The organism is Actinoplanes aureus, assembly GCF_015704865.1.
GTDB lineage: Bacteria > Actinomycetota > Actinomycetes > Mycobacteriales > Micromonosporaceae > Actinoplanes > Actinoplanes aureus.
On sequence record NZ_JADQTO010000062.1, the window covers coordinates 1 to 13,735 of the forward strand.

At 65.1% G+C, this 13,735-nt stretch carries 15 protein-coding genes; 8 read left to right on the forward strand and 7 right to left on the reverse strand.

Annotated features, from left to right (window positions below; translation table 11 throughout):
- On the reverse strand, positions 1-1,163 hold a 1,163-nt coding region (locus tag I4J89_RS48425), incomplete at its 3' end, for an IS110 family RNA-guided transposase (RefSeq protein WP_196421006.1).
- Positions 1,164-1,492: 329 nt separating this feature from the next.
- Between I4J89_RS48425 and I4J89_RS48430 the strand changes: the two genes are divergently transcribed.
- From I4J89_RS48430 to I4J89_RS48455, 6 genes are all read left to right on the forward strand, one after another.
- The gene (locus I4J89_RS48430) at positions 1,493-2,032 is read left to right on the forward strand and encodes a hypothetical protein (RefSeq protein WP_196420994.1); all 540 of its coding nucleotides are present in this window, start codon (positions 1,493-1,495) and stop codon (positions 2,030-2,032) included.
- Between the two features lie 976 nt (positions 2,033-3,008).
- A complete protein-coding gene (locus I4J89_RS48435) occupies positions 3,009-3,428 on the forward strand; it encodes a VOC family protein (protein ID WP_196420995.1) in 420 nt (139 codons plus the stop codon).
- Between the two features lie 523 nt (positions 3,429-3,951).
- Positions 3,952-4,338: a hypothetical protein gene (locus I4J89_RS48440; protein WP_196420996.1), complete on the forward strand. Its 387-nt coding sequence runs from the start codon at positions 3,952-3,954 to the stop codon at positions 4,336-4,338.
- A gap of 151 nt (positions 4,339-4,489) precedes the next feature.
- The gene (locus tag I4J89_RS48445; protein WP_196420997.1) at positions 4,490-4,939 is read left to right on the forward strand and encodes an SMI1/KNR4 family protein; all 450 of its coding nucleotides are present in this window, start codon (positions 4,490-4,492) and stop codon (positions 4,937-4,939) included.
- Between the two features lie 436 nt (positions 4,940-5,375).
- Entirely contained in the window at positions 5,376-5,807 is a 432-nt protein-coding gene (locus I4J89_RS48450; RefSeq protein ID WP_196420998.1) for a DUF6959 family protein, read from the forward strand.
- Positions 5,808-5,934: 127 nt separating this feature from the next.
- Positions 5,935-6,219 carry a hypothetical protein gene (locus I4J89_RS48455; protein ID WP_196420999.1) on the forward strand — a complete coding sequence of 95 codons (285 nt, stop codon included), beginning with the start codon at positions 5,935-5,937 and terminating at the stop codon, positions 6,217-6,219.
- A gap of 218 nt (positions 6,220-6,437) precedes the next feature.
- Here I4J89_RS48455 and I4J89_RS48460 read toward each other — a convergent pair whose 3' ends face one another.
- Positions 6,438-6,626: a hypothetical protein gene (locus I4J89_RS48460; protein WP_230860837.1), complete on the reverse strand. Its 189-nt coding sequence runs from the start codon at positions 6,624-6,626 to the stop codon at positions 6,438-6,440.
- 114 nt (positions 6,627-6,740) lie between these two features.
- Here I4J89_RS48460 and I4J89_RS48465 point away from each other — a divergent pair, with 114 nt between their 5' ends.
- On the forward strand, positions 6,741-6,998 hold the full coding sequence (locus tag I4J89_RS48465; RefSeq protein WP_196421000.1) for a hypothetical protein: 258 nt from the start codon (positions 6,741-6,743) through the stop codon (positions 6,996-6,998).
- Positions 6,999-7,280: 282 nt separating this feature from the next.
- Here I4J89_RS48465 and I4J89_RS48470 read toward each other — a convergent pair whose 3' ends face one another.
- Positions 7,281-7,952, reverse strand: coding sequence for a hypothetical protein (locus tag I4J89_RS48470; RefSeq protein WP_196421001.1), 672 nt, complete (start codon positions 7,950-7,952; stop codon positions 7,281-7,283).
- A gap of 234 nt (positions 7,953-8,186) precedes the next feature.
- On the reverse strand, positions 8,187-8,672 hold the full coding sequence (locus tag I4J89_RS48475; protein ID WP_196421002.1) for a hypothetical protein: 486 nt from the start codon (positions 8,670-8,672) through the stop codon (positions 8,187-8,189).
- Between the two features lie 325 nt (positions 8,673-8,997).
- Between I4J89_RS48475 and I4J89_RS50715 the strand changes: the two genes are divergently transcribed.
- A complete protein-coding gene (locus tag I4J89_RS50715) occupies positions 8,998-9,597 on the forward strand; it encodes a hypothetical protein (protein ID WP_230860838.1) in 600 nt (199 codons plus the stop codon).
- Positions 9,598-10,887: 1,290 nt separating this feature from the next.
- On the opposite strand, the gene I4J89_RS48485 is transcribed toward I4J89_RS50715, so the two are convergent.
- From I4J89_RS48485 to I4J89_RS48495, 3 genes are all read right to left on the reverse strand, one after another.
- Entirely contained in the window at positions 10,888-11,628 is a 741-nt protein-coding gene (locus I4J89_RS48485) for a 3-keto-alpha-glucoside-1,2-lyase-like domain-containing protein (RefSeq protein ID WP_196421003.1), read from the reverse strand.
- A 270-nt stretch (positions 11,629-11,898) separates the two neighbouring features.
- A complete protein-coding gene (locus I4J89_RS48490; RefSeq protein ID WP_196421004.1) occupies positions 11,899-12,717 on the reverse strand; it encodes a hypothetical protein in 819 nt (272 codons plus the stop codon).
- Between the two features lie 462 nt (positions 12,718-13,179).
- Entirely contained in the window at positions 13,180-13,674 is a 495-nt protein-coding gene (locus I4J89_RS48495) for a hypothetical protein (protein ID WP_196421005.1), read from the reverse strand.
- Between the last annotated feature and the right edge of the window lie 61 nt (positions 13,675-13,735).

Below are 13,735 nucleotides of genomic sequence, written 5' to 3' on the forward strand. Positions count from 1 at the left end.
AGGATGCCGACGAGGCGGTTGCCGAGCTGGCGTAGTGCGGCTTGGTGGCCGGTGCCGCGCTTGCGGAGCAGGTTGTAGTAGGTGCGGGCTCCCGGGGAGCCTTTCATCGCGCAGAACGCCCATTGCTGCACGGCGTCGCCGAGTCTTCGGTTGCGGGCGTAGCGGGCCAGGACCACTTTGCGGGTGCCGGAGGCTCGGGTGATCGGGGAGGTTCCGGCGTAGTTTTTGCGGGATTTCGCGTCGGTGAATCGGTGTGGGTCGTCGCCGAACTCGCCGAGGATCCGCGCGCCGAGAATCACTGCGAGCCCGGGCAGGCTCAGGTAGTAGTCAGCGTCGCGGTGCCGGCCAAAATGCTCTGCCGCCACCTGGCCCAGCCGCTCGATCTCAGTGTTGAGCGCGGTGATCAGCCGGACCTGAGTGGTCACGATGGCTGCGTAGGCGCTCTGCACGGGTGCGGGCTGGCGCAGCTGGTCGGCGCGTAGCTGTTGTTGCAGCGCGGCGGCTTTGACCTCGATATTGCGCCGGTTGGCTCGGTGCAGCGCCGCGGTGATCTGCGAGCGCGACAGCCGGGCAGCCCGCGTCGGATCAGGTGCGCGGGCCAGCAGTTCAAGGGTGTCCGCGGCGGTGAGGTCGTCGAAGGCGTTCAGCGCGGCGGGGTAGAACTCGCGCAGAGCGCTGCGTAGCCGCAGCAGGTGCCGGGTGCGTTCCCAGATCAGCACCTGGTGGGTACGTGCCACCAGCTTGACTGCCTCGGCCTGCACACTGTCGCCGGCGATCTGGCGGTGATGAGCGTGATCCAGACGCACGATCTCGGCCAGCACATGTGCATCACCTTGATCCGATTTCGCCCCGGAGGTGGAATGCCGTTCGCGGTAGCGCGCCACTGACAGCGGGTTGATCGCGAACACGTGATAGCCGGCCACCAGCAATGCCTGTACCCACGGACCGTGGTCCGTCTCGATGCCAACCCGTACCCGGGCCGCGGCCTGGACCGGGTCGAGATCAGCCCACTCGGCGGGCATGTGCTCAGCGATCAACGCATGCAGCCGGGCGATGCCGTCGAGTCCTTCCGGCAACCGTTTGCGAGCCAGCCGCTTGCCGTGCTCGTCGACCAGCTCGACATCGTGATGATCTTCGGCCCAGTCATCTCCTAAGAACAACACTCTGCGCCCCTGCTCCCAGATGGACACATCCGTCGGGTCGGCAGCGCGGAAGAGACCCCAGCGATCTAATGGTCAAGTGCTCACCGCGCACGCAGCCGGGGCACGTCATCCCATCAGTTGTCCAGCCTCCTCACGACCGGCAGGCGCACAGTCTGCCGCAAGGCCTTCAAGGCCCGATCCGAAGAGTGCTGACCCACCGGCCGCTACCGGAGCCATCCTGCATCAGCAGGCTGACAGAACCCATTAGATCCGGACGTCGTATCCGCGTGCTGGCATAGCCCCGTGGTGACGTTCTTGATTAACGTCGCGGGCGGCGCGACTGTTGAGGGGTGCGCGATGAGACGGTCCTCGGCGTAGATCTCGATCGGCTGTTGCGGTCGGACGACGATGGGCGCAGGCAATGGCTGGAGCGCCGTCAGCCCGTGGCCCCGGAACCGAATTGGTGGTTGCACCTGCTGCTCTTGATCGACGAGAGATGGGAGAGTCAGCCGGCGGAACGCGCCGCGTGGGCTCAGCTCAAGATATGGGCGCTTAACCAGGCCCGTCCCGTCCTCGGCCAGGGCGAGGTCGCGGAGCGGCTGGCGTACCTCGTTTCGCAGATGCGCGACGCCGGAATGGCGGCATCAGTACTGCCGTCGGCGGACACTGTGGTCCGGGCTTGCCTGGATGCCATACGCGTCTCCGTCGACCAGGTCGCTGTTCTGACCGATCGGCAGAACCTATACGCCCTGGAACGCCAGCCGATGCTCGATTCGCGGCGCGCCAGGAAACTGGTCAATGCTGCCGAACGTCACCTGGCCGACCTCGATGATCCAGATCTGGCCGACCGACTCTGCACGTGGCTCGCCATCAAGCCACGTTTGGTGTGAACTCCGCTTGGCCGACCTGTCGGTGGCTGCACTCCGCGGCCGGGTACCGAGCACAACGCGCACTATCGGCGGCATGAGCGGACACCGTTCAACGGCTTCATCGTTGCACGGCTGATCGGCGGAGAGGGTCGAGCTGGGACGCCGGGGTCGCCGCCGGTCGTGCGGCGAGTGCTCATCTGCCCGCGACCGCATCGAAAGTGATTGCGGACGGTGTCGAGAAACGCGGAACCAGCTTCGACGTTCAGGTGATAGCGCCCCGGGTGGGGCATCCGACGACCAGGAGCAACCGCCATGATGCCGTACCTTTTCGGCCTGGAGCTGACCACCCCGCAGACCGGATTTCAGCAACGCGAGCGTGACCTGAGCATGGGTCGGCTCGTCGCCTGCCTGTCGTTCCGCCGCACCGCGAGGCTGCGGAAGCAGCCGGAGACGGACTCCACCGCAGCCCGACGCACCCCGGCTCCATCAACAGTCGTAACTGTCCAGGTAGAGCGGACAACCATAGGTAGCCAGTGCGGCGCGTCGCGAACGCGGAGGGCTTCGTGGTCGCGGGCGCATTACTGATTGGGCCAGGCAGAAGGCCAGCCATGATCGGGCGACCGGTCATCGGCATGATCGAACGCACTCACATCAGCAGTTCAGCACATGTCGGAGCCCAGAGACCGGTCACAGAGAGTCAAGGCCTGGCGAGTCGCCCGCGCACGCTCGGCGGCAGAAGAGGACGTCGTCCCAGAGCAGGATCCGTGGTGACGGCAGAGACGTCTTCGGTGGTGCCGAACCGGACGGTCGGGTGGAAGCCGTTGAATCCGGCCAGTTCGGGTGTCGACCTCCGCCAGCGGGATGAAGCCCTCGTAGAGGGGGATGGCAACGGCCCGGAGAGGGCGTTGACCCGGATCTTGTGGGCGGCCAGTTCCAGGCCGAGTGCAGGTATGCCTGACAGGATGGCGCTTTGTCGCCTCACTGACAGGAACGACCCATGCGCCAACGACTGAATTTGATCCTTCTCGGTGTCCGTGATGTCCTTGCCGCCGTGGCGTTCTACGAGGCCCTGGGCTGGACGCGCTCGGAGTCCGGGTCCGACGAATTCGCGCTCTTCGACCTAGGCGGCGTGGCCATCGCGTTCCAGTCCCGGCAGGCGTTCGCTGCCGACGCCGGGCTCACCGACCATGGACGGGGCGGGTTCGCCGGATTCGCGCTCGCGTACATCGCACACAGCCCCGACGAGGTGTACCGGACCATCGCGAAAGCCGAAAGCCTGGGTGCCACGGTCACCCGACCGGCAGGGGCCAACCCCTGGGGGCACAACGGCTACTTCACCGACCCCGACGGGCACTTGGTCGAAGTGCTCTACGAAGACGGCTGGAAGTTTGACGACCACGACAACTTGATCCTGTGAACGCACTCCGGCCAGACCCACCAGCCAGTGGAACTTGGCCCTCGCCGACGCCTACCCAGCAGGAAAGATGCCGCGGAATAGCGATGGCACGCCAGCATCAATGCGAGGGCGTGGTCTGTTGACCGCGGTTAACAGACCACGCCCTCGCACCGCGGCCAGGGACCCTGTCACGTTTCCGCATGCGCCGACTATGCACCGTCGATAGGCGGCCCGATAGCGGAACTTCAAATCCGTCAGTCGATGCCGTGTTCGTAGCGCAGCACCGCATCGGCGATCAGCGCGCCACCACCGCGGCGTTGCCCGGCTGCAGCAGCACGTCGGGCACCCACGCCCACGGCGTACACATGTCGCCGGCGGGCGACGGGTGGCGGCGACGAACGCGGTACCGGTGTCGACGACGGCCAGGCGGTGCGCGGGCAGACCATCGGCGGCTAACGCGCGCAGCGCGCACGGACGGCGGCATGAGCGGACGTCCAGAGGGCGGCGATAGACATGTCCTTCCCGTTCACCGATCATGAACCTGATGGAGGACCGGCAGGCGCCGCAGTCGGCCGAGGGTGAGGCGAAGGTCATCACGCTCTGCGGCTCGACCAAGTTTGAGGCTGAGTTCGCGGAGGTCAACCAGCGGCTCACGATGGAAGGTTGCGTCGTGATCAGCCTCGGAATGTTCAGCCTCCCCTATCTGCCGGATTACGACTGGACAGTCGACAGCTCGGACCTGAAAGGGCGGCTTGGCGGCGTGCACTTCCAGAAGATTCGTATGGCTGACGAGGTGTACATCGTGGATCCGGGCGGCTATTTAGGTGAGTCGACCCGACGGGAGATTGCCTACGCGGAGTCGCTCGGCAAGCCGGTTCGGTATCTGAGCCGCGAGCGCTTGGCGCGAACGGGAGACGGCCCCCAAGAGTGAGTCCGACCGGGCGGTCCGCTCATCGGTTGAAGCAGGACGCCCGGACTCCCGTCACCACAGCCACGCAGCGTAACGGCTGAGCCCGGCGGCGAGCACGATCGGCGGCAGATCCGGATGCGTGCCGGATCCGGAGGGGTGTCATTCTGCTCCGGTGAACGATCACGAGGCTCGCCGGGACGTCCTGCGACTGCTGCCTGAGGCCGAACGGCCGCCTGGGGAGCCGTTTCCCGGTGGTGCTGACGATCAGGAGATCGCCGACCTGGAACGGCGGCTTGGGATACCTCTGCCCGAGGCGCTCGTCGACTGGCTGCGCGTCTGTAAGGGCGAAGGGATCTGCGCTGGTGGCGTCTTTGGTGCCAGAACTGATGACGAGTTTCTCGATATGGCCACGTACCTGGCGATGTTCCCACAGTGGCAGGAGTCCGGCTGGCTACCAGTGGCAGGCGATGGCTGCGGCAACTACTACGTCCTGGTAACCAGCGGCGAGTTCACCGGGCAGGTGGGCTTCATCGACACGATCACGGATCCTGACAGCATCGCGCATGTTGCCGGACAGAGCCTTTGGATGTTCCTTCGTTCGCTGCTGTTACGGAATGGGTGAACTCATACGTCGGCGCCTTGCGACCGGCCGATGCACGCGGACAGCGGCAGTTGAGGGCGTTGGCTGGCGCTTGTCTACAGCGCGAGGTCCATTGCTTAGGAGCCGTCTGATGCCGCAGCTTTCGCGATGATTGAGTTACCTGGCCCGTATGCCGTTATCTGCGCACTCTCGACGAAGTCGTTCGGAGCCCAGACTACGAATATCTCGCCGTCGTCCGTCCCCGTGACCACCCGACCGGATGCCAGGCGAGCCTTGACCGGGTGAGGGAGGTGTCAAGCTACCGATCATTGACCGGTGCTCACCATCGAGCATCCGGTCGCTCACGAGAAGGCCACTTAGCGGAGCCTCTCGGCCGCCGGGGCAGCCGATAGCAACCGATGAGCGGAGAGCACAACGCTGACGTGTGGCAAGTCGACGCCTTGGCCAGGAGATCGGAATGGGATCAGGTCAGGGCATTGGCAAGTACGGCATTGACTCCCCTGGCCTGACCAACGCACTACTTTCGGCGTTCAGCGTGCCGCTTGGCGCCGGAGACCGGCTCGGCTGGCTGCCGGGTGAGGCGAAGTGGGATCATCGTCGAGTGAGTGATGAGCAAGGACAGGTTCTAGCGATCGGTGGGAATGTCGCCGTTACTCAGCTCATCGGCCGGGAATTTCCTGGCCTGCATATCCAAGGTGACACGTTCGCCAATCTGCAACATCAGGTTGCCGACGTCGCACGTCGGATACGTCGAGATCCGAGCGATGGCGAGGCACTGGATGACCTTGACTACGTCGTCGATGAGATGACTCAATTACTTCAATTCTACGAGGCTGTCCTTGCCGAGCGCGAAATCAATCTCCCGTATGTTCGAGAGGGCTCATCCTGAGGTCGGCTTGCCGACCTGAACGCACTCACATCGGCATGTGCGTGCACTGGCCGGCGAGAGCGTCCGTGACACTCCGTGGCGAGCGACTCGCGGCAAAAGAGGACGCGCGCGACGGTACCCTTCGGCCGTGCCGCATCGCTTCTATCGCCGTCGCTGGGACGAGACCCGAGGTGATGAGTTCGACGCCTGGGGCCATTCGGACTGGTACTTCGAGGCTGGTGATGACGGCTGGCCCGTTCGCCAGGTCGAGGTATACGACGCTGGCCGCGTTCTGCGCTACGGCCCCGGTCACCAAGAAGACCGCTACGGCGGTCTCGGCGAAGCGAGCCTCTACGACTCTGGCGATGATTGGAGCGACTTCGAGATCGCGGAAGTCGAGTTCGAGCGCGTGTGGGACGCGGACGGAGAGTGACGCCCGAAAGATCAGCAGGGCCCGGATCGCGGCTAGATCAGTGCGAGGTTGCCTGTTGGACTGACCCGCATTGGATAGACCTCCTCGTCGTCGGTCGCCTTGGAGTAGTCCTGGGCGTGGATCGAGGACGCGCAGACGTACGTCTCTGCCGGCCTTCGAACGCGTTGCCGGATACAGAGCCCGAACTGCCGTTCAATCGAGCAACTAAGCATTGCACTTCAGCTGGGAATGCGGCCCTCGGCGGTGTCGACCACGAAGCAGGCGCAGTCCAGGATCTCCAGGAGCGCGGCCCGGACTCGCCGGATCGCGTCGTCGTCCACGTCGAGGTGTAGTCGGCAGTCGCGCGGGAAGCCGAAGGTTGCGGCGGCCCGTTCGCCGAATTCGAGGGACAGCTCGCGGTCGATCAAGGTCCAGGCGTCAGGACCCGGCGCGTCTGGCGATCCGCCTGCTTGGCGAGCCGACCCACCGTCACTTCCTGCAGTTCGATGGAGTCATCAGTGCTCCGGGGGAAGGATGTAGTGATGACGTCTGGGGAGCGCTTGATCGCCGGCTTGGTCGCCGTCATGGGTCTGTACGCCGTCGTGCGTAATCGCTCCTTCGCGGAGGCTAGCGTCGTGAGCAGCCGCCGAGACTTCGGGATCCACCTTCGTGAGGGGTCACGTGCGTACCGCTTCAATTGGATCTTCAGCCGGACGATGGCGATCACCGTGGGAGTGGTGATGCTCGTAGGCGGCACCCTGGGAGCGATCGGCATTGATTGGCGAGACATCTACCGCTAGTCCTCGCAGGGGGATGACGGGAGCCTGTCGGCACAAGCGGCTCGCAGGCCGTAGCCGGTACGGGCCGGATGACCCCGGCCTCCGGGAAGCAAGGGCGCACGGTCGGCGGCAGATCCGGATGGCTGTGATGGTCCGACAACGCGTGTCTAGGGGCGTCGGACAGGATCGGCTGCCTCTCGGCGGCGCAACGCCTCGCTTCACGCCCGCCAGGCGGCGGGGTTCTTGTAGTGGTTCGCGACGCCGTTGCGCAGGACCGTGCGCAGCCGGGGCAGGTGTTCGGTGTCAGTGGGGCAGGTGCAGGCTGTCCAGCAGGGCCAGGGCCCCGCCCGGGTCAAGACTGCCGTAGACGCCGTGATAGCTGCCGAGCAGGCCGCGGAAGACCGCCGGACGAAGTGCGGCGACAGCAGCGGCGGCCTGATAGACGTCGCGCTTGTCGTCCCAGCCGACCGAACCCGAGTCTTCCAGGACGTGACGGGCGCGCAGGTGCAGTGGACCGGTGGCCAGTTCATGCAGACGGCCAGCCGCTGCGAGACGGCGCACATCATCGCCGAGCAGCGCGTCGAAGGCGGTCCTGGCGGTGCGCCCCACAAACCAGTACGTCCGCAAGTGCAGCCGCAGGTGCTCGATCGGCTCTGGAATCGCCATCCGGTCGCGCAAACCGGCCCAAAAGGCGTCGGTGACCGCCGGGTCGGCGTTGTCGCAGACGTAGGCGTCCAGATGAGTCAGCACCTCGAAGGCGCAGGTCAGATCGAGCAGGCCGAGCGCCGTGTGTACGCGTTGGACGGCATCGAGGCCCTCGTTGGTGGTGATCTCGAACGCGGTGTGGAAGGCCACGTCCTCGGCCGACATGTCCTCCGAGGGCGTGCCGTCCCACTTCCACCGATCGGGTCCGATCGGCGTGAAGCCTTCGTCAGCCAGATATCGCCAGGCCAGGTCGGCATCCGTCGTACTCACCCGCGGGAGTGTGCCCGGAGCGAGCTCGGATGTCCACGCGATTGCATGGACACTATTTAGCCGAGGTGTAGACGGCGAGCCCCGGCGATCAGTTGGAGCAGCGCGCGCCCGACCCGAACCTGAGACGCCCACACATCGGCACGTGCCTGCTCGATTCCCAGCCGGGAGCGTACGGAGCGTCACGACCGTGTTGGCCGTCGCGCTCGGAGTGCGCCGAAGCGGATGCCGGCTAGGTCACGGGCCGCGGCTGGAGGGGCGGCTAAAGATCGATGCCGATCCTGGTGCGGGATACGCTGTGCAGCCATGAGCGGACCGGAGGATCAGCCACGTGTCTTCGCCAACCGGTTCGCTGATGCTGTCGGGCCTTCGGCCGGTCGGCTTGACCGGGATCGTTGCCGATGCGTTGGGTATTCGGCCGCGACTCGTCCGGCGGACGTGGAGTTCCACGCCGACCGGCAAGACACCGAAAGCGCGGGATGGTTGCATCTGCTCGCACTGATTGATCAGGCGGCAGCCGATGGCAGGACCGTGTTCAAGCCCTTCGTCGAGTTGAGCGCAGCAGAACGCCGACAGATCGTCACCTTGCCGTTCTCCATCGGCAAGCTGACGCAGGTCAAGCACCTGGTCTTGTACGGCACCAATCTGGTACGGCTGCCTCCGGAGATCGGCATGATGGCCAGTCTTGAACGGTTCGAGCCGTACACCTCGCACCGACTGCACTGGTATCCCTACGAACTGACCAGGTGCAGCCGGATGCGGGACAGCACGGTGAGCACACGCGTGCTGTACGGCAACTTCAAGTTCCGTCCGCCGTTTCCGCAACTGCGCCCGGTGACCACGGCGGCTGAAGTCAATTTCGACCGGCTCGACCCTCGGGTATGGGGGACGGGCGCGATTCGGACCTGTAGCGTCTGCCGCGGCCCCATCAATGCCGAACTGCACCAGGCTTGGATCTCTCTGGCTGTCGCCACTGACGTGCTGCCGCTGCTCGTGAACGCCTGTTCCAAGGCCTGCCTGGCGGCCCTGCCGCCGCCCGCGTCGGGCTATGTTCCGCGACCGCACATCGGCGGACCAGATCTTCAACAGTCGGTCGGCGGCGGGGGTAGCACGGGCGCCGACCGCGGTCGACACATCTCTCCCGGGCTCAGCTCTTCGGCACGCACGCGTACCGGCCTCCGAACTGGTCGCACAGAGCGAGACGGCTGCGCGGCGCACCGCGTACGGCCAGCGGCAGATCCGGATGGGCAAGGCGTACGCCATGATGGCGTTCATGGGTGCCGACGATCCGTACACGACCATCACCGAACCGACGTTCGCGGCCCGGTTCCTTCTCGATCCCCACACGGACACCCTGGAGACGGTGACCAACGTCGACACGTTCGTCGACCTGCCCGATGGCTCCACGTGGGCGCTGATGATCTTCACCGTCGGTGAGGTCAGCCGCCAGTTGGCCCGCCGGAAGGAGACCGGCGAGGTTGCGAACGGCAGCTACTTCTGGGCCGTCGACCAGTTGATCGTGCCTGATCCGGGCATAGCGGCAATGACGGCGGCGATCCGGGAACTGGTACGCACCGGAGAAATCACGACCGTCGGCATTCGGTGCGACGATCCACGACCAGGACGCCTCGGAGCTGCCGAGGAGTGATCGCCTTCCCACTTTCGACGTGTCACCGCTATATCGTGCCGAAACCCGCCATCGAGCGCCCGCCGCCGCACGAGCGTGACGATCAGCGCGCACGGCCAGCGGCAGATGGGTATGCCGTGCGGCTCACGCCTGCACCACACGCCATATCGCCATAGGCGCGCTACAGCTATATCGATTGGCGGAGGACTCAGAGTTGGCCTCTATGCAGTGCCTGCCCTGCGACGGCGGATGCCTCTCAATGCGGGTCATTCGCGCGAAGGTCTCCAGCAAGAGATTTAGGTTCAGTTCCCCCAACATTGCCACGAGTAGGGGTCGTAGAAGTTGCCGACTCGATCTATGACGTCTGTCCTTGAATACTGCCAACGACAGGCGTCGGTCATCGAGATATGGTCGCGACTACCGGATCCGTTCACACATCGCCAGTCGTATGCGGTATTGCCTTGAAGCTCCGCTCGAACGTAGCCGCGCGACACGCAGTATCCCTGCATGTCGACGCCGCCGAGGAGACGTTCGTTCGTGATCGCAAGCGACTGATCCGCGCTTCCATTCGATCGCGGACCGGCCCATGCCGGTGATCCCATATAGGAGGCGGCGAAAGCTACCCCGACGGACAGGCGCAACATGCGGCTATTACTAATCATTACTACCACCATGTCCAGAAAAGGCGGCGGAGGCAGTCTGGTGCTCCGCCGCCAAGTGAATGCTCTGACGATTCAACCAGATACTGGTCGAACTGCAGTGACGTCTCGTATGCCCTGGCGGTCGACCCATGACTCAGCAGCGTCGCGGCCGCTACTATGTTGGGTGGCGGCCTCGTTCGATAGCCTGTCGTCCAGAATATCGCCTCGGATGAGGGCATGGGCGCTTTCATCGTGAGAACTGCGATTTCCCGGACCGTCGACGGACTACGTCTCTTCTAGTTGCTCATGCGCACTCAATTCGGCACGAGCGCGTACAGCCTCCGCGCTGGTCGCACAGAGCGTGACGGGTGTGCGGAGCGCCGCGCATGGGCCGGCGGCAGAAGTACGCGCCAAACGGACTTCTTGCTGGCCGCTACTATCTGGAGCGCGGGTGCGTCCAGGCCCCGTCGCCCGGGCTACTACGTCAGGCGCGTGGGCTACTCATACGTCATCGCATTTGGTAGTGCCGAATCCCCAGATCCGTGCGGGCAGCTGTCAGCGCCACGGATCATGAAGCGCCTACCCTGTAGGAGTGCCGGGCGGCGGTCCCATGTCGTGAGGTTCTCCCCGAGCAATGGCCGCCGCCCGGCGCTTGGACCGTTTCGTAAGGTCAGAGCCCAGCACGCATTATCAGCGGCGTGAGACTAATGTCCCTCCGAATAGCAAGGGCCTGCCGTCCGCCTTGCTTCAGCGCAGATACACGAAAGCTGCGAATCTCCATTTGCTGGCTCGATGAGTACAAACCTACCCTCCCGCCCGACAGATACCTATTGTCGATAACGGTCACCAGGGAAGCGCCGTCCACCGAGAACGTGATTACGTTGCCGCGCACTTCGAGCCTGTACCGATGCCAGCCTTCATCGGGGGCAAAGGGATCGCCCTCAGCAATCTGCGAATAATACCTGCTGGTTGAGTTGAAAATCTTAGAGTTTGTCAAACGTCCAATCGCGCCTCGATACCCGGAATCATCCAAAGCCCTCCGCGCGAATAGGCCGAAGTGACCGGTCATGCCCTGATTGACGCGAATCTCTGCCTCGACCGCGTAGTCGGCATGCTCAGCAGCGACCCACGGAGCGGTAACAACGTCATCATTCTCAGTTCCGTCACTAAGCAGCATGCCGTTGAGGGTCTTCCAAGCGCCTGAACCTGCCCATCCGTTGAGTCCTGCAGACCAGTCCGCGGAATACAGCGTTGCTGGTGTTGGCATGACAGCCGCACCGCTGGCGCTGGCGCCGGGTTGATTGGGCGCGACTGCTGTCGCAGCGGCAATGCCCGGATAGCAGGCAATCGATGTAACCGCCGCCAGGGTCGCTGCGGCGCCTCTGCGAGTAAAGGTTTTCGTTACGGACATTTCTTCCTCCTTATCCTTCAGTTGAGCACGGCGGCCACGGTGACGTCCCCGGATCCGATTATTCGGTTATCTCACCCCCATCCAAGCACCCTCAATTCGGCAGTTCAGGGCGTCGTCTAGGCGCCAGGTCGGCCACGGAACGTAACGACCCGTCATCGGCCAGCGCGCACGATCGGCGGCAAATCCGGACGCCTGATCATGCTGACAAATGCCTATGAGCGCGGAGCGAAACCACTTGGGCATTGATCAAGGAGCGGCATGGTTGGGATCTCAGCGGTTAGTCGATGTCAGGGGGCGGCGTAGCTCGTCGAGGTTGCCCTGCTCCCGCAACAACCAGGCCAACTGCCAGGCGGCGGGCCCGTCGCCGGCGTCGGCGCGGCGGCGCAGCTCGTCGAGGTTGCCCTGCTCCCGCAACAACTCGGCCAACTGCCCAGCGGCGGACACGTCGCCGGCGTCGGCACGGCGGCGCACAACCGCGATCGCTTCATCGAGGTTGCCCTGCTCCCGCAACAACCCGGCCAACTGCCGGGCGGCGGGCCCGTCGCCGGCGTCGGCGCGGCGGCGCAGGAGGTTGGTGTGCGCCGCGGTACTGAGGTGGTCCTGGATGTTGGCGTGGCGGAACTGCCAGGCTGTGCCATTGACACGGATGGTGTTGCGTTCCGGACGGGTGCCCTCGGTGAGCAGCGCGACGAGCCGGCGGGGCAGCATCGACCCGGCGGCCCGGGTAGACAATGCGAGTTGGGTGATCCGGAACCGCAGCCAGTTTCGTTCCACACCGATGAACGCGCCCAGGCCGAAAAATCCCGTTGCAGCCACCACCCACCCGATAAGCGACGCGCCGGTTAGGGCTGCAGCACCAGTGCACACGAGGGCACCCGCGAGCAGATGCCTAACGGTGAGAATGGACGCGAGAACGTGGTTGGCGCGAAGGGTGGCTGCAGGCCCGGCCGGCGTAGCTCGTTCCCCAGTCGGCGGGATCAGCGCAACCGCACCACCAGCCGTCGCACCCGCGACAAGCCCGGTCAGCGGCTGGGACAGCAGCACCCCGGTCGCCGCACCGCACAGCCCACCGAACGCAATCTGCAGCACCCATCTAACACCGCTGGTCGTCCTGGTCCGCCGGACCAGCCACCGCAACCATGCTGGCACCGACGGGCGCGGCTGAAACTCGTGCGCGAAAATCCACCCGAATACCCCGCGGTAGCACAACGCCACGATCACCGCGATCAGTGCCGCAGCCGCTACCGCACGGACGGACGGACCACACCCATCCCAGCGCCGCGACGACAACCAGCACCGTGCCAGCCAACCCAGCGGTCTGCCACCAGCCGTTGCGGTTCGGCCGGACAGCCAGCTGTTCCCACGGCAGCAGCCACCACCGCAGATCCCGGCTACCGCCCAGATACCCCAGATAGGCGAGATTCCCCAGCCACCGCGCGGCGTCCTGCACCGTGCAGACCGACCCCCCCTCGGCCGTGCCCCCGTTACCAGCGGCACCCCTACCCTCGTCGGCGCGAGGCTGGTCATAGACGGCAGCGATGAACCCGTCGATCAACCGTGCCGCGATCTGCCCCGCGTAGTGAACTGCACCAGCTCGCCAGGATCCGGCACCACCACAGTCGCCACGCCAAGCCGCGGGCCGTAGACGTCCTTGGCCAGCCCAGCCATCAACGGCGTGGACAACGCCGAACCCAGCACCCCACCCGGGTCCTCCCGCAGCTTGGCGAACACCGGCTGCCACAACAACCGCCGCCGCGGATCCGGATCCTCCAGGAAAGCGATCACATCCTCCGCTGCGAGCGGCTGCAACTGCACCACCGCCGCCCGTGCCAGGACCCCACCCGCCGTCGCCCGCTGGAACTCCCGCACCCGGCAAGTCACCACCACCCCACGATCGGTCGCCGCGAACTCCTCGATCGCCGCCACCGCCACCTGCTGAAGCGCCGGATCAATCTCGTCTAGCGGTAGTTTGTCGCCTTTATGGTGGTAGATAGAGGTTGAGGGCGCGGCCGTTTCCGACGGCGTTGAGGAGTTGCTGGAGTTCACGGGGTGGCGGTTTGTTGGTCCAGGCTGTCCAACAGCGTTGCAGTAGCAGCCATGGGGTGAG

Bases quoted from the DNA above. Each gene is read 5' to 3' on its own strand.
- I4J89_RS48435 (WP_196420995.1), top strand. From the start codon at position 3,009: ATGCGCCAACGACTGAATTTGATCCTTCTCGGTGTCCGTGATGTCCTT.
- I4J89_RS48440 (WP_196420996.1), top strand. From the start codon at position 3,952: ATGGAGGACCGGCAGGCGCCGCAGTCGGCCGAGGGTGAGGCGAAGGTC.
- I4J89_RS48450 (WP_196420998.1), top strand. From the start codon at position 5,376: ATGGGATCAGGTCAGGGCATTGGCAAGTACGGCATTGACTCCCCTGGC.
- I4J89_RS48465 (WP_196421000.1), top strand. From the start codon at position 6,741: ATGACGTCTGGGGAGCGCTTGATCGCCGGCTTGGTCGCCGTCATGGGT.
- I4J89_RS50715 (WP_230860838.1), top strand. From the start codon at position 8,998: ATGTTCCGCGACCGCACATCGGCGGACCAGATCTTCAACAGTCGGTCG.
- I4J89_RS48485 (WP_196421003.1), bottom strand. From the start codon at position 11,628: ATGTCCGTAACGAAAACCTTTACTCGCAGAGGCGCCGCAGCGACCCTG.